This window comes from Halomonas sp. ML-15 (assembly GCF_014779595.1).
Classification (GTDB): Bacteria; Pseudomonadota; Gammaproteobacteria; order Pseudomonadales; family Halomonadaceae; genus Franzmannia.
Genome location: NZ_JACXZT010000019.1, coordinates 1,396,129 through 1,413,223 on the forward strand (window position 1 = coordinate 1,396,129; position 17,095 = coordinate 1,413,223).

Sequence of the window (17,095 nt, forward strand, 5' to 3'; positions counted from 1 at the left end):
ACCGTCTGCCGCCAGGCCGTCTGCGCACAAAAGAAAGGCGGCTTCCGATAAGGGAAGCCGCCTCGTGGCGCTTGCCGTGATCCCGTCAAACGGTCACGGCTGCACTGTCGCCGTTGCTTATTGCGGAGCTTGCTCTTGCTGCATCTGCTCCTGCATCTGACGCATCTGCTCTTCCTGCTGGCGCGCTGCGTCGTCGAGAGCGTCACGCTGTTCCTGGGTCAGAGCTGATTCAATCTGCGATTGCAGAATGACGCTGTCAGCGGCGATCTCGGCAGTGGCGTCGCCGAGCTGCGTGGCGGTCTGACGGATGGCGTTCTCATCGTAGTCGGGGCCGGAGTGTTCCAGTAGCTGCTGCTCCAGTGCCTGAACCTCTTCCTGGCGCTGACCCACACCCTCCTGAAGCTCGGTGAGGTAACCGACGATCTGATCCTGCTGCGCCTGATCCAGACCCACCATTTCATCCAGCTGAGCGACCTGCTCTTCCGGGGTCGGTGCCGCTTGCTGTGGCGCCATTCCCTGCCCCATGTCCTGTGCGATGGCCGGTGTTGCTACCAGGGCAGCAAACATCGGAACGGCGAGGCGCTTTGCAAAGGTCATATAATCTCCGTGTGAATACAGTGATATAGCGACCCTAACGCGTTTTCCCCCCGCTTGGGAACCGGGCAATGTTTCGTTATGTAACTTGGATTTCCGGCAAGATCAGGCGATCTTGCCTAACGCCAGCATGGTGCGCATCAGCAGGCTGACCGATTCGCTGGACTGCTGATACTCCTCCATCAGGGCACTGACGCGCCGTTCGAAGAGCTCCTGCTCGTCGCGCTGCTGCGCTTCGCGGCGGGCTTCGGCGCTCATTACCCTGGGCATGTCGCGGGGCACCTCGCCCTTGTCCAGGGCGGCCAGGGCATCGGCAAAGGCGTCGTCGAGTTCGCGAAACTTGCGAAGCTTGTCGCGCTCGTCCATCTGTTTGGGGCGTTTTTCGTATCGCATTCGTGAGTGACTTATCTCTCGTTATTGATCGTCAAACCATACTTGTTGAGCTTGCGCACGACACTGGGTTGGCTGATGCCCAACCGTCTGGCCATGGCATAGGTACTCGGATAGTGGCGGCAAAGAGACGCAAGCATATCGCGCTCGACCGTTGCCAGTGCCTGCTTGAGGGTCTGCCCCTCGGGCAACAACGTGTCGCCAGTTGCAGGCGTACCGGGTGAGCGATCACCAACCAGTATACCGCGTTCCTGGCCGGCGGCGAACCTCTCCGGCCCGAGATGTGCGGCCTCGGCCTCGATCAAGTCACCGGGCGACGAGAGCCAGGCACGCTCCAGGGTGTTCTCGAGCTCACGTACGTTACCCGGCCAGTCGCGCGCCATCAACTGCGACCACAGGCTGGCATGCAGCAACTTGTTACCGCCGTAGCGCTGATTGAGTCGTGAAAGCTGCAGTTCGGCGAGTACGCGGATGTCCTCTCGCCGCTCGCGCAGCGGCGGCAGCGTGACTGGGATCACATTGACGCGGTAGTAGAGATCGAGACGAAAGCCGCCCCGCTCCACTCGCTGAGCGAGGTCCTGGTTGGTGGCCACCACCAACCGGAAGTCTACCCGCCGCGGCCGGGTGTCGCCGAGCCGCGTCAGGCTGCCGTCCTGGATCACCTTGAGCAGCTTGGTCTGCATGGCCAGCGGCAGTTCGCCGATCTCGTCGAGAAACAGCGTGCCGCCGTCGGCCTGTTCCAGCAGACCGGCGCGGCCCTGCCGGGTGGCACCACTGAAGGCGCCGGGCTGATAGCCGAACATCTCGGACTCGAACAGGCTCTCGGGAATGGAGGCGCAGTTGACGTCGATGAAGGGGCCGTCGCCGCGCTGGCTCCAGCGGTGCAGCTGGCGCGCGAAGGCGGTCTTGCCGACTCCCGACTCGCCGAGCAGTAGCACGGTGGCATCGGTGGGCGCCACGCGCTTGAGCAGCGTGGCGATCTCGCGCATCACGCCGCTGCGCACCTCGAGACTATCGAGCTCCAGGTCGTCGCCGATCGAGCCGCCGCCGCTGCGCTTGAGATGGTCGCTGAAGCGCTGCTGCAGCAGCGTATATTCGTCCTGGAGCAGCTGCAGGTCGGTGAGATCCATGGAGCGGCTGACCACCCGCGCCAGCTTGCCGCCGAGATATACCGGGTGCGCCTGGGCGATCACCCGCCGCCCGGTCGCGGTCTGCTGCATCAGCTGGGCGGGCTCGCCGGTGCGCATGACCTCGAGGCTTACCGACGGCTTGAGTACGCCCTCGGCCTCCAGCGTCTGAACCGTTGTGCGGCACAACGCCTCGCGGCTCATGCCATACACCGCCGCTGCACCGGGACTGACGTCCAGCACCTGTCCCTCACCGTCTACGATGAAGAAGTGGTCGCTGGCTGTCTCGACGATAGTGGCCAGCACCCGGCTGTCGATATCGCTCATGGGTCAGGCTTCCATGTTGCCAAGGGCATGGTGGTCATGGCGATACATTATCGCATCATTGATGCATTAATAAATCGTTTCGGCGGCGCAATGATGTAAAAACGCATCACGATGCCGGAAACGACCTATAAAACAGCCGCGTAAACTTGGCACGCAATGTGCAGAGGTATGGGGTAGGAGCGAATTTATTCGCGATGGGTTATCTGGCAGCGCTGCGCGCTGCAATCGCGACTGAAGTCGCTCCCACAGGAGTAACGCTGGCGCCAAGGCCAATGTAGGAGCGAATTTATTCGCGATGGGGTTATTCGGCAGCGCTGCGCGCTGCAATCGCGACTGAAGTCGCTCCCACAGTGAGAGCAGCGCCAAGGCCAATGTAGGAGCGAATTTATTAGCGATGTGGGTTCCCGGCAGCGCTGCGCGCTGCATCGCGACTGAAGTCGCTCCCACAGTGAGAGCAGCGCCAAGGCCAATGTAGGAGCGAATTTATTCGCGATGGGGTATCCGGCAGCGCTGCGCGCTGCAATCGCGACTGAAGTCGCTCCCACAGTGAGAGCAGCGCCAAGGCCAATGTAGGAGCGAATTTATTCGCGATGGGGGTTCCCGGCAGCGCTGCGCGCTGCATCGCGGTTGAAACCGCTCCCACAGTGAGAGCAGCGCCAAGGCAAAAGTGGGAGCGAATTTATTCGCGATGGGGTTATCCGGCAGCGCTGCGCGCTGCATCGCGACTGAAGTCGCTCCCACAGGAGCCACTCATACATAGGGTTGCTCCCATAGGGGCAGGACAAACAAATAAGGAGAGCACGATGAGCGAGTTCAACCAGCCGCTGGGCGGCAACGAGATGCCGCGCTTCGCCGGCCCGGCCACCATGATGCGCCTGCCCACTCAGGACACTGCCGCCGGTCTCGATGTGGCCTTCGTCGGCGTGCCGCTAGATATCGCCACCTCCAACCGCCCTGGCACGCGCCTGGGTCCACGCCAGATCCGCGATGAGTCGCGCATGCTGCGCCCCTACAACATGGCCACCCGCGCCGCGCCCTTCGACAGCCTGCAGGTGGCCGATATCGGCGACGTGCCGATCAACACCTTCCACCTGCCCAAGAGCGTCGACATCATCACCGCATTCTACGACGAGGTGCTGAGCCACGACTGCAAGCCGCTGACGCTGGGCGGCGATCATGTCATCACCCTGCCGATCCTGCGCGCCATGGCCAAGAAGCATGGCCCAGTGGGGCTGATCCATATCGACGCCCATGCCGACGTCAACGAGCATATGTTCGGCGAGCCCATCGCCCACGGCACCCCCTTCCGCCGCGCCCAGGAGGAGGGCCTGCTGGCCCATGGCAAGGTCGCGCAGATCGGTCTGCGCGGTACCGGCTATGCCGCCGAGGACTTCGACTGGTGCCGCGACCAGGGCTTCCGCGTGGTGACCGCCGAGGAGTGCTGGTACAAATCGCTGGCCCCGCTGATGGCGGAGGTGCGCGAACAGATGGGCGATACCCCGGTCTACATCACTTTCGATATCGACGGTCTCGACCCTTCGGTGGCCCCCGGCACCGGCACCGTGGAGATGGGCGGCCTGACCTCCACCCAGGGCCTGGAGCTGGTGCGCGGCGCAGCCGGCCTGAATATCGTCGGCGGCGACCTGGTCGAGGTATCACCGCCCTACGACACCAGCGGCAACACCGCGCTGATGGGCGCCACGCTACTCTATGAGATGCTGTGTGCATTACCCGGCGTCAAGCATCAGGACTGATCACGTCCTTCTATCCCCGATAACCACTCCCCGACGACAACAACGAGGATGACCTCATGCCCTCTTCCGACACGACGCAAGAGGTGGCGCCACGCGCGCCGCTTGACCGTGGCAACCTGCTGAAATTCCTGATCCCCTCGCTGATCGGCGTCAGTCTGTTCCTGATCCCTTTCCAGGTCGGCGATACCATCAATATCGGCATGGGCCTGATGGCCGAAAGCCTGCAGACGCTGCTGGGCGGATCACTGCCGGCCATCGCCACCGTGGTGCTGTGTCTGTCGGTGGTGCTGACGGCCTGGGTCAAGGTCGCCAAGCCGGCCTTCGCCGCCGAGGGCGTGTTCAAGGAGATGTTCGATGTCGGCCCGGTGTGGTTCGGCATGCGCATCCTGGGCGCGGCCTTCGCGCTGATGGTGCTGTTTCAGTTCGGTCCCGAGTTCGTTACCGCCTCTTTCACCGGCGGGGTAATGCTCAATGACCTGGCGCCGGTGCTGCTGACCTTCTTCTTCTTCGCCGCCATCCTGCTGCCGTTTCTGGTCGACTTCGGTTTCATGGAGTTCATCGGTAGCCTGGTGCGCAAGCCATTCCGGGTCATCTTCCGCCTGCCCGGGCGCAGCGCCATCGATGCCACCGCCTCGTGGATGGGCTCCGGCACGGTGGGCGTGCTGATCACCACCCAGCAGTATGAAAAAGGCTTCTATAACCGCCGCGAGGCGGCGGTGATCGCCACCAACTTCTCCATCGTCTCGATCGCCTTCAGCCTGCTGATCACCAGCTTCGTCGACCTCAACCACATGTTCGTGCAGTTCTACTTCACGGTGGTGGTCTCGGGGCTGATCGCCGCCGTCGTGGTGCCGCGCCTGCCGCCGCTGTCGCGCAAGCCGGACACCTACTACGAGCCGGTGGGCTGCCAGCTGAAGGAGAAGCGCACCGAGGACATGGGCGTGTTCCGCTATAGCCTGACCATGGCGGTGAAGCGCGCCGAGACCGCACCCGGCCCCCGCGAGCTGGTGCGTAACGCGCTGTTCAACGTCGCCGATATCTTCCTGGCGCTGCTGCCGCTGGTGATGGCGATCGGCACCGTGGCACTGATCCTTGCCGAGTTCACGCCGCTGTTCACCTGGCTCTCCTATCCGATGGTGCCGGTGCTCGAACTGCTGCGCATTCCTGAGGCCGAGGCCGCCGCGCCGGCGACCCTGGTGGGCTTCGCCGACATGTTCCTGCCGGCGGTACTGGCGACCAATATCGAGAGCGAGCTGACCCGCTTCGTGATCGCCTGCCTGTCGCTGACCCAGCTGATCTACATGTCGGAGATCGGCGCGCTGATCCTCAAGTCGAAGATCCCGCTCAAGCTGTGGGAACTGCTGGTGATCTTCCTGCTGCGCACCGCGATCACCCTGCCGATCATCGCCTTCATGGCCCACACCTTCTTCTTCTGAGGCATACGCAATGAGCGACACCTCCATGACCTGCGCCGAGCTGCTGATTCGCCTGCTCCGCGATACCTACGGGGTCGATACCCTGTTCGGGATCCCCGGCGTGCACACCGTGGAGCTCTACCGCGGCCTCGAGGGCAGCGGCGTGCAGCACGTCACGCCGCGCCACGAGCAGGGTGCCGGCTTCATGGCCGATGGCTACGCCCGCGCCAGCGGCAAGCCCGGGGTGTGCCTGATCATCACCGGGCCGGGTATGACCAATATCGCCACCGCCATGGGCCAGGCGCTGGCCGACTCGGTACCGATGCTGGTGATCTCCAGCGTCAACCGCCGCGACACCCTGGGTCGCGGCCAGGGTCGGCTGCATGAGCTGCCTAGCCAGCAGCAGATGATCAGCGGCGTGGCGCGTTTCAGCCACACCCTGCTGGATCCCGAGGCGCTGCCGGAAGTGCTGGCGCGGGCCTTTGCGGTGTTCCGCGGGTCGCGGCCAGGGCCGGTGCATATCGAGATCCCCATCGACCTGTTCAAGGCGCCAGTGACGACGCCTGTGTCCTGGCAGCCGCCGGCCTTCTACCGCGCGGCACCCGACCCCGAGGGCCTGGCCCAGGCGGCCAGCTGGCTGCGCAGCGCCGAGCGGCCACTGGTGCTGCTCGGCGGCGGCTGCGTGGATGCCCCCGAGGCAGCCCGCGCTCTGGTCGAGCGCCTCGATGCCCCCACCGTGACCACCATCAACGCCAAGGGGCTGCTGGGGCGCCACCACCCGCTGGACCTGGGCGCCAATGCCGCCCTGCCGGCGGTGCGTGAGCTGGCCCGCAACGCCGATGTGATCCTGGCGGTGGGCACCGAGCTCGGCGAGACCGACTACGACGTGGTGTTCGACGACGGCTTCGCGCTGGCCGGCACCTTGATTCGCATCGACCTCGATCCCGAGCAGCTGGTGCGCAATCAGCGCCTGTCGCTGGGGCTGGTTGCAGACGCCGGACGCAGCCTGGCGCTGCTGCTCGAGCACTTTCCGGCCCCCATGTTCCGCGACGGCGCGGCACGCACGGCGGCTGCGCATGCCGCACTCGGCCTGGCCCAGGATCCGGCCTTCGTCGACTTCGTGCCCTTCTATGCCACCCTGGCCGAGCAGCTGCCAGAAGCGATCCTGGTCGGCGACTCCACGGCCCCGGTCTATGCCGGCAATCATCTGGTCTCGCAGCCGGCACCTCGGCGCTACTTCAACGCCTCCACCGGCTATGGCACCCTCGGCTATGGCCTACCGGCGGCGCTCGGCGCGCAGCTGGCGCGCCCCGACCTGCCGGTGGTGGCACTGGTCGGCGACGGTGGGGTGATGTTCACTCTGTCGGAACTGGCCACCGCCGTGGAGGAGCGCCTGCCGGTGATCGTCCTGCTGTGGCATAACGCCGGCTACGAAGAGATTCGCCGCTATATGGACGCCCACGGCGTGGAGCGGCTCGGCGTGGACATCCTGCCGCCGGACTTCCTGGCCCTGGCACGCGGCTTCGGCTGCGTAGCTACCCACGTCGACGACCCCGCGAGCCTCAATGAGGCATTGGCGTCGCGGCCGCTGGACGGGCCTTTCCTGATCGAAATTGGCGCCGAGGCTTGGCACACCCATTGCAACTGACGCCGCCCCCACAATGGGAGTGGCGCCAAGGCCAATGTAGGAGCGAATTTATTCGCGATGGGGTTACCAAGCAGCGCTGCGCGCTGCAATCGCGGTTGAAACCGCTCCCACACTAGGGGCGGCGCCAAGGCAAAAGTAGGAGCGAATTTATTCGCGATGGGGTTAACCGGCAGCGCTGCGCGCTGCATCGCGGTTGAAACCGCTCCCACACTGGGTGCGGCACCAAGGCCAATGTAGGAGCGAATTTATTCGCGATGGGGTATCCAGCAGCGCTGCGCGCTGCAATCGCGGTTAAAACCGCTCCCACACTGGGTGCGGCGCCAAGGCCAATGCAGGAGCGAATTTATTCGCGATGGGTTATCTGGCAGCGCTGCGCGCTGCAATCGCGGTTGAAACCGCTCCCACACTGGGAGTGGCGCCAAGGCAAATACAGGAGATTTTTACGTGCAACGACTCGACCAGCACTATATCGATGGGCGCTGGGTGGCCAGCCGTGGCACCCGCTGGCTGCCGGTGAGCGACCCCTACCGCGAGCAGGTTATCGCCGAGGTCACCGCCGGTGACCCGGCGGATGTCGACGACGCAGTGGCGGCGGCCAGGCGCGCCCTGCCCGCCTGGCAGGCGCTGAGCGGTGCCCAGCGCGGCGCCTATCTGGACGGCTTTGCCGATGCTCTGACCCGGCGCCGCGAGGAGCTGATTCGGCTCTCTTGCACCAATAACGGCAAGGTGCTGGCCGAGGCCGGCATCGACCTCGACGACGCCATCGCCTGCTACCGCTACTACGCCGACCAGGCACGCGCGCTTGACGAGCGCCAGGGCCAGCTGGTCGCACTGGAGATGGAGGGTGTCGAGGCACGCTGCTACTTCGACGCGACCGGTGTGGTCGGCCTGATCACGCCGTGGAATTTTCCGCTGGTGACCAGCGCCTGGAAGCTGGCCCCGGCCCTGGCCGCCGGCTGCACCGCGGTGCTCAAGCCCTCCGAGGTCACGCCGTTGCCGGAGCAGGCGCTGGCCGAGATCGCCACCGAGATCGACCTGCCCGCCGGCGTGCTCAACCTGCTGCACGGCGATGGCCAGGGTATCGGCGCGCCCCTCGCCGCCCACACCGGGATCGACAAGGTCTCGTTCACCGGCAGCAACCGGGTCGGTGAGGCGGTGATGCGCGCCGCCAGCGAGGGCTCCCGCGGCGTATCCCTGGAGCTCGGCGGCAAATCGCCGATCCTGGTACTCGACGACGCCGACCCCGAACAGGCCGCCGACTGGATCATGGCAGGCATCTACTTCAACGCCGGACAGATCTGCTCGGCGACGTCGCGGTTGATCGTTGACGCCTCGCTGGCCGATGCGGTCTACGCTGCCCTGGCCAGCCGTATCGACGCCCTCCGGCTCGGCGACCCGCTCGATGAAAACAGCGACATGGGACCGCTGACCAGCGCCCGCCAGCGCGAGGCCGTAGAGACCTACCTGACGATAGCCGAACGCGAGGGGCTCACGGTGGTACGCGATGCGCGGCACCGCGAGCTGCCCACCCAGGGGTACTTCCTGGCGCCGACGCTCTATCGCGACGTGCCCACCTGCAGTCACCTGTGGCAGGAGGAGATCTTCGGACCGGTGCTCTGTGGCCGCTCGGCGACAAGCGAAGCCGAGGCCATCGAGCTGGCCAACGCCAGCGACTTCGGCCTGGCCGCCACGGTAATCAGCGATGATCCGGCACGCGCCAAGCGCGTAGGACGTCAACTTCGCGCCGGTAGCATCTGGTTCAATAGCGAACAGTTGGTATTGCCACAAACCGGCTGGGGAGGTTTCAAACGTAGCGGTATCGGTCGTGAACTCGGCCCCTGGGGGCTAGCCGCCTACCTTGAAGTCAAGCACATTGTCGGCCCCGAATAGAGCACTGCAAGACCCATCAAGCAAAAGGCCGCGCAATTTGCGCGGCCTTCTTGACAGAATCTTACCAGCACTCTCTACCAGTAAGATCTGCCACTACTAGCTACCAATACTGCGTGCGGCATCACTCTTCGATGCGTACCAGCCAAGATTCGACGGTATCGCCGCCAAACTCGTCTTTCCACGCCTTGAGGGTCTTCTGGTTGCCGCCACGAGTCTCGACGACTTCACCGGTGTTGGGGTTCTTGTAGATCTTGAGCTTGCGCTTGCGGCGGCCACCGGCGGCGGTCGGCGCCTTGGCGGCGGACTTGTTGGCCGGCTTGGGATCGAGCAGGTCGATCACATCGGCGGCCGACTTGTCGAACTCTTTCATCAGCGCTTCGAGCTTTTCCTTGAACTCAAGCTCGGCCTTGAGGCGCTGATCGCTCTCCATGTTATGCAGTTCTTCGGTGAGCTGCTTGAGGAGTTGCTCTTTCTGCATGTAGGCGCTAAGCAGGGACATTACGTTTCCTTTTCTTTAACAGATGTCAGGTATGCGGGATGCAGGCGCATTATTACCGCAATCGACGCGAAGTTTCAATATCGTAGCGATATTATTGGGCATGCACAAGTTAATGCTAACCGGCGACTCCCTCCTGCCGATAACAGTGTTTATTGTTTAAAAGCGCCATACGCCGGTTTGCAGTCGGCGCCTATTGATGATTAGCCCGAATGACGCGTCGCTGGAAGCACTGCCTGCGCTTTGTTAACCTTCCTTGAATCACAGGTTTACAAGACTCCACCAGGTTAGCTCATGCCCTCACACGCCCTTTGGCACCCCTACGCTCAGATGCAAACCCAGCCTGCCCCCCTCGACGTGGTCGGCGGCCAGGGCGCCGTTATCGAACTCGCCGGGGGCGAGCGGCTGCTCGATGCCACCTGCTCCTGGTGGTGCATGATTCATGGCTATGGCCACCCACGCTTGGTGTCGGCCATTCAGCAACAGGCCGATACGCTCTGCCACGTCATGCTCGGGGGGCTCTCCCATGCCCCTGCCATTGAGCTTGCCGACACTCTGGTGCGCATCACACCCCCGGGGCTCGATCACGTCTTCTTTTCGGATAGCGGCTCGGTAGGTATGGAAGTGGCCATGAAGATGGCCGTGCAGTATCAGGTGCTGCGCGGCCATCCCGAGAAGCACCGCATGCTCTCTTTAATGCGCGCCTATCACGGCGATACCAGCGGCTGCATGGCGGTGTGCGATCCCGAAGAGGGCATGCACTCGCTGTTTGCCGGGCTACTGCCACGCCACCATTTCGCGCCGGCCCCCACAGCGCCCTTCGATGCGCCAGCGCAGGATGTCGAAGCCGATATCGCCGCCCTGCGCAAGACCCTCGAAGCCTGCCACCATGAGGTGGCCGCCCTGCTGATGGAGCCGCTGCTGCAGGCCGCCGGTGGCCTCAACATGACCTCGCCACACTATGTACGCGCGGCCCGCGAGCTGTGCGACGAGTTCGATGTGCTGCTGGTGTTCGATGAGGTCGCCACCGGCTTCGGCCGAACCGGCAAGCTGTTTGCCGCCGAACATGCCGCTGTCACGCCGGATATCATGGTGCTCTCCAAGGGCCTCACCGGCGGCTATCTGGGCCACGCCGCGACCCTGGCCACCGCCAGGGTCTACGACACCTTTCTCAGCGACGACGACGGCCACGCCTTTATGCATGGCCCTACCTTCATGGGTAATCCGCTGGCCTGCCGGGTGGCACTGGAGAGCATCGCGGTATTCGAGGAGGAGGACTACCTGGGCAAGATCGCCCATCTGAATGGCGTGCTGCGCGAGGAGCTGATGTGTGATGCGGTGGCGCAGCATCCCGCGGTCAACGACGTCCGGGTGCTGGGCGCCTGCGCCGCTATCGAATTCCACGACCCCGCCAGCCTGATCGGCGCCCAAGCTCACGCCCGCCGCCAGGGCGTGTGGCTGCGCCCGTTCGGCCGCTGGCTTTACACCATGCCCGCCTATATCACCAGCGCCGAGGAACTTCGCCAGATTACCGGCAGCATGGTGTCGTGGGTCAAGCAGTGCTGACCCCCAGACACGCCACATCACGCGGCCTGCGGGCCGCTTTTTTGTGCCTGGCGGCCACAGGTTGGCAAGCATGGGGAGATGTTCCATACTAACCAACGATCAGGCTAGCATCCTATCATACCAGTTAAGTGATAGAACTAGTGCAGCTGCTGTTAGCGAGGGACGCCGGCGGCAGGTCGAAGAGGAGGTTCTACGCCATGGATGGCGTAGGTAGCGCCCAGGGACGGGTTCACAGCGCCTCCTCGCAGGCCTGCCGGCGGATCAGTGCCGAGTATTGTAGTCGCCCAGCCACAAACACAAGGACACGCCGATGCGACGACTGGAGAACAAGACTGCCCTTATCACCGCTGCGGCCAACGGTATCGGCCGCGCAGCGGCGCTGCGCTTCGCCGCCGAAGGTGCCCATGTGATCGCCACCGATATCGATGCCGACGCCCTGGCCGCACTGGACGCCACACCCGGCATCGAGACCCGCCGCCTGGATGTCACCGATAGCGAGGAGATTGCGGCCCTGGCCGCCGATATCGAGGGGCTCAATGTGCTGTTCAACTGCGCTGGCTACGTGGCCGACGGCAATTTGCTGGAGTGCGAAGAGCGCGCCTGGCAGCGCTCCTTCGATCTCAATGTGACCGCCATGTTTCATCTGACCCGCGCGCTGCTGCCGCGTATGATCGCATCGGGCGGCGGCAGCGTGATCAATATGGCCTCGGTGGCCTCGAGCCTCAAGGGCGTGCCCAACCGCTGCGCCTACGGCGCCAGCAAGGCGGCGGTGATCGGGCTGACCAAGTCGATCGCCGCCGACTATATTGGCCAGGGCATTCGCTGCAACGCGATCTGCCCCGGCACCGTGGAGTCGCCGTCGCTGCGTCAGCGCATTCGCCACCAGGCTGAGCATCAGGGCCGCGACGAAGCCAGCGTCTTCGCCGAGTTCGAGGCCCGCCAGCCGCTGGGCCGTCTCGGGCAAGCCGATGAGATCGCCGCCCTGGCCTGCTACCTGGCCGCCGATGAGTCCGGCTATACCACCGGCACTACCCACACCATCGACGGCGGCTGGCTGACCTGAGCCGGACGCGTCACCCCGTCATATATCGCAAGGAGAGATCCATGAAACTGCTGCGCTTCGGCCCACCCGGCCAGGAGAAACCCGGTGCCCTGGACGCCCAGGGCAAGATTCGTGACCTGTCGGCCCACGTTACCGATCTGAGTGGCGTCCATCTCGACCGCCAGGCGCTGGCCGAACTCGCCGAACTGGACCTCGCCCAGCTGCCCGAGGTCGCCGGCGATACCCGCCTGGGGCCCTGCGTGGCCGGGGTCGGCAAGTTCATCTGCATCGGTCTCAACTACTCCGACCACGCCGCCGAAACCGGCGCCGAGGTGCCCCCCGAGCCGGTGGTCTTCAACAAGTGGACCAGCGCCATCTGCGGCCCCAATGACGACGTGATCATTCCCCGCAACTCGCACAAGACCGACTGGGAAGTCGAGCTCGGAGTCGTCATCGGCAAGGCCGCGCGCTACGTCGACGAGGCCGACGCCATGCAGCATGTGGCAGGGTTCTGCGTAATCAACGACGTCTCCGAGCGAGAGTTCCAGCTCGAGCGCAGCGGCAGCTGGGACAAGGGCAAGGGCTGCGACACCTTCGGCCCCCTGGGTCCATGGCTGGTCACCCCCGACGAGATCGACGACCCGCATCAGCTGGCCCTATGGCTGGAGGTCGATGGTAAGCGTTATCAGGACGGCAACAGCAACACCATGGTCTATCAGGTGCCCTACCTGATCAGCTACCTGAGTCGCTTCATGAGCCTGCAACCCGGTGACGTGATCTCCACCGGCACCCCGCCCGGGGTCGGCATGGGCCAGCAACCCCAGGTCTACCTGCGCCCCGGCCAGACCATGCGCCTGGGCATCGACGGCCTCGGCGAACAACGGCAGCGTGTGGTGGCCGAAGGCGACCCGCGATGAGCAGGAAGCCGACCATGACCACTCCCCTTGCCAGCGACGCCGGCCGTCTGACCAGCCTACGCGTTCACGCCGCCGACAACGTGCGGGTGGCGCTCAAGGATCTCGCCGCGGGCAGCGAGATCGACGACAGCGGCCAGACGCTGCGCCTGGTCGAGCCGATTCGCCACAAGCACAAGTTTGCCCTGGCGGATCTCGCCGAGGGCGATAGCGTGATCATGTACGGCGTCACCGTGGGGCGTGCCACCCGGCCGATCGCCGCCGGTGCCGCCATCACCACCGAGAACACCGCCCACAGCACCGCCTCCAGCAGGGCCCAGGCGCGCCGCGGCGAATGGCAGGCGCCGGATGTAAGCGCCTTCGCGGACCTGACCTTCGACGGCTACCAGCGCGCCGATGGCAGCGTCGGCACCGCCAACCTGTGGCTGGTGGTGCCGCTGGTGTTCTGCGAGAACCGCAATATCGAAGTGCTGCGCCAGTGCGTGGCCGACGCCCTGGGCGAAGACCCCTACCGCGACTACAAGCATATGGCCCGCCAGCTGCTGCACGGCGATGCTGCCAAGGCGGCACCGCAGGCCGACGCCGAGCAGCTGTTCCCCAACGTCGACGGCGTGCGCTTTCTGACCCATACCCTGGGCTGCGGCGGCACCGACGACGACGCCCAGGCGCTGTGCCAGCTGCTGGCCGGCTATATCTGCCATCCCAACGTGGCCGGCGCCACCGTACTCAGCCTGGGCTGCCAGAAGGCCCAGATCGACATGATCAAGGAGGCCGTGGCGAGCCGTGATCCCCAGGGGCTGCGCCCGGTCCACTACCTCGAGCAGCAGGCCAGTCTCAGCGAAGAGGCGCTGATCCGCCAGGCGCTGACCACCATCTTCGACGGCCTCGCCGAGGCCAATCGCACGCCGCGCACCCCGGCCCCGCTCTCGGCGCTGACCCTGGGCGCCGAGTGCGGTGGCTCGGACGGCTTCTCCGGACTCTCCGCCAACCCGCTGGTGGGCGCGGTGATGGACCGGCTGGTGGCGCTGGGCGGCAGCGGCATGTTGAGCGAGTTTCCCGAGCTGTGCGGGGTCGAGCACGAACTGGTGGCACGCTGCACCGACGATACGGTGGCCAAGCGCTTCCGGGATCTGATGAGCGCCTATCAGCGCCACGCCTCGCGGGTCGGCGCCGACTTCTCGATGAACCCCTCGCCGGGCAATATCCGCGACGGGCTGATCACCGATGCCATGAAGTCCGCCGGCGCCGCCAAGAAAGGCGGCGACAGCCCCATCGTCGATGTCCTCGACTACACCGAACCGCGCACCCGGGCCGGACTGAGCCTGCTCTGCTCGCCGGGCAACGACGTTGAGTCGACCACCGCGCTGGCCGGCTCCGGCGCCAACCTGATCCTCTTTACCACCGGGCTTGGCACCCCCACCGGCAATCCGGTCACGCCGGTGATGAAGATCGCCAGCAACAGCGAGCTGGCGGCGCGCATGGGTGACGTCATCGACTTCGACGCGGGACCGATCATCCGCGGCGAGGCGCAGATCGACGCGCTTGCCGATGAGCTGCTCAGGCTCTGCATCGAAGCCGCCTCCGGCCGCTACCAGCCCAAGGCGGTACGCCTGACCCAGTACGACTTCATCCCCTGGAAGCGTGGGGTATCGTTGTAGGGAGTTGTGCCCCTGGCAAGAGTAGGAGCGAATGTATTCGCGATGGGGTTCTTACCACCCGCAGCGCTGCGCGCTCATCGCGACTGAAGTCGCTCCCACACTGGAGAGTGGCGCCAAGGCAAAAGTAGGAGCGAATGTAGTCGCGATGGGGGTTCTTACAACCCGCAGCGCTACGCGCTGCAATCGCGGTTGAAACCGCTCCTACATTGGGGAATGGCGCCAAGGCAAAAGTAGGAGCGAATTTATTCGCGATTGGGGTTACCCGGCAGCGCTACGCGCTGCAATCGCGGTTGAAACCGCTCCCACACTGGGGAGTGGCGCCCCAGGCAAAAGTGGGAGCGAATTTATTCGCGATGGGGTTATCCGCTAGTGTCGCTGTCGGTAAGGCGCTTCTTGAGCTGCATATAGGTGCCGTAGTGGCGGTCCAGATGGCGGCGCATGGCGGCTTCTGCGGCGTCGGGGTCGCGCGACTCGATGGCCTCGACGATCTCGATATGCGCGGCCATGGCGGCCTTGTCTTCATCCTTCTGCTGCAGCACCTGGGCGCGGCGGTCGTCGAGCCACTCGGACAGCGACTCGTGGATGGCGTCGAAGATGGGGTTGCGGGCGATGTTCGCCAGTACGCCGTGGAAGGCATTATCGGAGCGCTTGAAGCGCGCTTCGTTACCGACGGCATCCCGATTGTCGTCGAGAGCGGCGCGCAGCCGGGCAAGGTCGTCATCGCTGGCGTGCTGGGCGGCATAGCGGGCCAGTGAAATCTCGAACATGGCGCGCGCTTCCTGGAAGTACTGCTGACCGTCGGGCTTGGAGAGCAGCTGCCGGGTAACCCCGGAGAGACGCGCCATTACCGCTTCGGCGGTGGGCCGGATGACCCGCGCCCGGGTACCGCTGTTGATCGCGATCAGCCCCAGCTGCTGCAGATGAAACAGCGCCTCGCGCACCGCCGGCCGCCCAACGCCGAACTGCTCCATCAGCTCACGCTCGGAGGGTAGCTGGTCGTTCTCGCTCAGCCGCCCTTCGAGAATTTCGGCCTCGAGTTGCTCGGCGACCTGCTCGGACAGCGTCTTGCGCTCTACGCGGTACTTGCTCATCTATGACCCTCTCGATTCTGCTTGGGCGCTCGCCATAAGCTGCGACGCCGACATGCCACCTATGTTACTGCATTATCCCCCCAGCAGCAGCGCCCTGAGCGTCACACAAGCGGCGTTAGCGGTGCGATCTCGAGCTGCTCGGCGAGCCTCGCGTAAGTGTCGCGATTGGCGTTGTCCAGGGGGATGCCCCTGACGTCGCGCTCGGCCATGCAGCGCCACTCGCGGTCTCCCGGCGCCAGCACTTCGGCGCCACTCACGGCGGGCTGGTCGCGCAGATCCGCGAGGTACTCGCCCAAGCGCTGCTGGAACGTCTCGGCATCGATGAAGCCGGCCGGGTTGATGGCCAGGAAGAAGTGGCTGACGCCACGCGGCGTGGCCAGATCGTCACCGACCATCGGCAGCAGCCGGAAGCCGTTGAGCATACCCGACAGCGTCGAGCTGAGAATCTCGGCGAAGCCCCCCAGCGCGGCGCCCTTGAAGCCGAACTCGCTGCCCCCCAGCGGTAGCAGCGCGCTGACCTCCCCGGGGCTTCGGGTCACTTCGCCGGCCGCGTTTGCCGCCACCTGATCGGGCAGCTGGCGGCCGATGGCGGCGTACTGCTGGACGCGATTCCAGGGAATCGAACTGGTGGCCATGTCGAAGACATAGGGGTGGCTGCCCGCCACCGGCGCGGCGAAGGCGATCGGATTGGTGCCGTGAAAGGCCCCCTCGCTGCGATGCAGCAGCACGAAGGGATCGGAGTTGCTGACCGTCAACCCCAGCATGCCCTGCTCCGCCGCCGCCAGGGCGTAGCAGCCGGCGGCGCCGTAGTGGGAGGAGTTACCCACCACCACGGCGCCCATCCCCACCTCCCGCGCCATGTCGACGGCATGCGCCATGGCGGTATAGCCGGCCAGATGCCCAATGGCGTGATCGGCATCGAGGTGGCCGGTGGCGGGCAGGCGTCGGGTAAACGCGGGTGCCGGACACCGGTTGATACGGCCACCGGCGAGCGCCTCAAGATAGTGCGGCAGCAGGCGCAGGCCGTGGCTGTCGGTGCCCCAGCGCGAGGCGGTGACCAGCGCGCGGATCACCGCTTCACGGCTGGCCGCATCGGCGCCGCGGTGCGCCAGCGCTTCGTCCATGAAGCGCTCCAGGTCGTGGCGTGCCACGCGAATGGCGGTGTACTCATCACTCATGGTCC

The 17,095-nt window shown here is 65.1% G+C and carries 14 protein-coding genes; 8 read left to right on the forward strand and 6 right to left on the reverse strand.

Going from position 1 to position 17,095, the window contains the following annotated elements; genetic code table 11:
* Positions 1-117 precede the first annotated feature (117 nt).
* From IEI94_RS18190 to IEI94_RS18200, 3 genes are all read right to left on the reverse strand, one after another.
* Positions 118-597, reverse strand: a complete 480-nt coding sequence (locus IEI94_RS18190; protein ID WP_191168666.1) for a hypothetical protein — start codon at positions 595-597, stop codon at positions 118-120.
* Between the two features lie 102 nt (positions 598-699).
* The gene (locus tag IEI94_RS18195; RefSeq protein WP_191168667.1) at positions 700-987 is read right to left on the reverse strand and encodes a hypothetical protein; all 288 of its coding nucleotides are present in this window, start codon (positions 985-987) and stop codon (positions 700-702) included.
* Between the two features lie 11 nt (positions 988-998).
* On the reverse strand, positions 999-2,438 hold the full coding sequence (locus IEI94_RS18200) for a sigma-54 interaction domain-containing protein (protein ID WP_191168668.1): 1,440 nt from the start codon (positions 2,436-2,438) through the stop codon (positions 999-1,001).
* 803 nt (positions 2,439-3,241) lie between these two features.
* Here IEI94_RS18200 and speB point away from each other — a divergent pair.
* The 4 genes from speB (at position 3,242) to IEI94_RS18220 (ending at position 9,145) form a co-directional block, all read left to right on the forward strand.
* Positions 3,242-4,192: an agmatinase gene (gene speB, locus IEI94_RS18205; protein WP_191168669.1), complete on the forward strand. Its 951-nt coding sequence runs from the start codon at positions 3,242-3,244 to the stop codon at positions 4,190-4,192.
* A gap of 56 nt (positions 4,193-4,248) precedes the next feature.
* Positions 4,249-5,628 carry a YjiH family protein gene (locus IEI94_RS18210; RefSeq protein ID WP_191168670.1) on the forward strand — a complete coding sequence of 460 codons (1,380 nt, stop codon included), beginning with the start codon at positions 4,249-4,251 and terminating at the stop codon, positions 5,626-5,628.
* Between the two features lie 10 nt (positions 5,629-5,638).
* Entirely contained in the window at positions 5,639-7,255 is a 1,617-nt protein-coding gene (locus IEI94_RS18215; RefSeq protein WP_224750190.1) for a 5-guanidino-2-oxopentanoate decarboxylase, read from the forward strand.
* A gap of 444 nt (positions 7,256-7,699) precedes the next feature.
* Positions 7,700-9,145: an aldehyde dehydrogenase family protein gene (locus IEI94_RS18220; protein WP_191168671.1), complete on the forward strand. Its 1,446-nt coding sequence runs from the start codon at positions 7,700-7,702 to the stop codon at positions 9,143-9,145.
* Positions 9,146-9,266: 121 nt separating this feature from the next.
* Here the strand turns inward: IEI94_RS18220 and IEI94_RS18225 are convergent, their stop codons facing one another.
* Complete coding sequence (locus tag IEI94_RS18225) at positions 9,267-9,644, reverse strand: histone-like nucleoid-structuring protein, MvaT/MvaU family (RefSeq protein ID WP_191168672.1); 378 nt, start codon at positions 9,642-9,644, stop codon at positions 9,267-9,269.
* Between the two features lie 291 nt (positions 9,645-9,935).
* Between IEI94_RS18225 and bioA the strand changes: the two genes are divergently transcribed.
* The 4 genes from bioA (at position 9,936) to IEI94_RS18245 (ending at position 14,821) form a co-directional block, all read left to right on the forward strand.
* Positions 9,936-11,207, forward strand: a complete 1,272-nt coding sequence (gene bioA, locus IEI94_RS18230; protein WP_191168673.1) for an adenosylmethionine--8-amino-7-oxononanoate transaminase — start codon at positions 9,936-9,938, stop codon at positions 11,205-11,207.
* Positions 11,208-11,517: 310 nt separating this feature from the next.
* Complete coding sequence (locus tag IEI94_RS18235) at positions 11,518-12,270, forward strand: SDR family oxidoreductase (protein ID WP_191168674.1); 753 nt, start codon at positions 11,518-11,520, stop codon at positions 12,268-12,270.
* Positions 12,271-12,311: 41 nt separating this feature from the next.
* Entirely contained in the window at positions 12,312-13,166 is an 855-nt protein-coding gene (locus IEI94_RS18240; protein ID WP_191168675.1) for a fumarylacetoacetate hydrolase family protein, read from the forward strand.
* Positions 13,167-13,180: 14 nt separating this feature from the next.
* The gene (locus IEI94_RS18245; protein ID WP_191168676.1) at positions 13,181-14,821 is read left to right on the forward strand and encodes a UxaA family hydrolase; all 1,641 of its coding nucleotides are present in this window, start codon (positions 13,181-13,183) and stop codon (positions 14,819-14,821) included.
* A gap of 359 nt (positions 14,822-15,180) precedes the next feature.
* Here the strand turns inward: IEI94_RS18245 and nanR are convergent, their stop codons facing one another.
* The gene (nanR, locus tag IEI94_RS18250; protein WP_191168677.1) at positions 15,181-15,912 is read right to left on the reverse strand and encodes a transcriptional regulator NanR; all 732 of its coding nucleotides are present in this window, start codon (positions 15,910-15,912) and stop codon (positions 15,181-15,183) included.
* 101 nt (positions 15,913-16,013) lie between these two features.
* Positions 16,014-17,090 (reverse strand): Ldh family oxidoreductase, encoded by a 1,077-nt coding sequence (locus IEI94_RS18255; protein ID WP_191168678.1) that lies wholly within the window; start codon positions 17,088-17,090, stop codon positions 16,014-16,016.
* Positions 17,091-17,095: the final 5 nt, after the last annotated feature.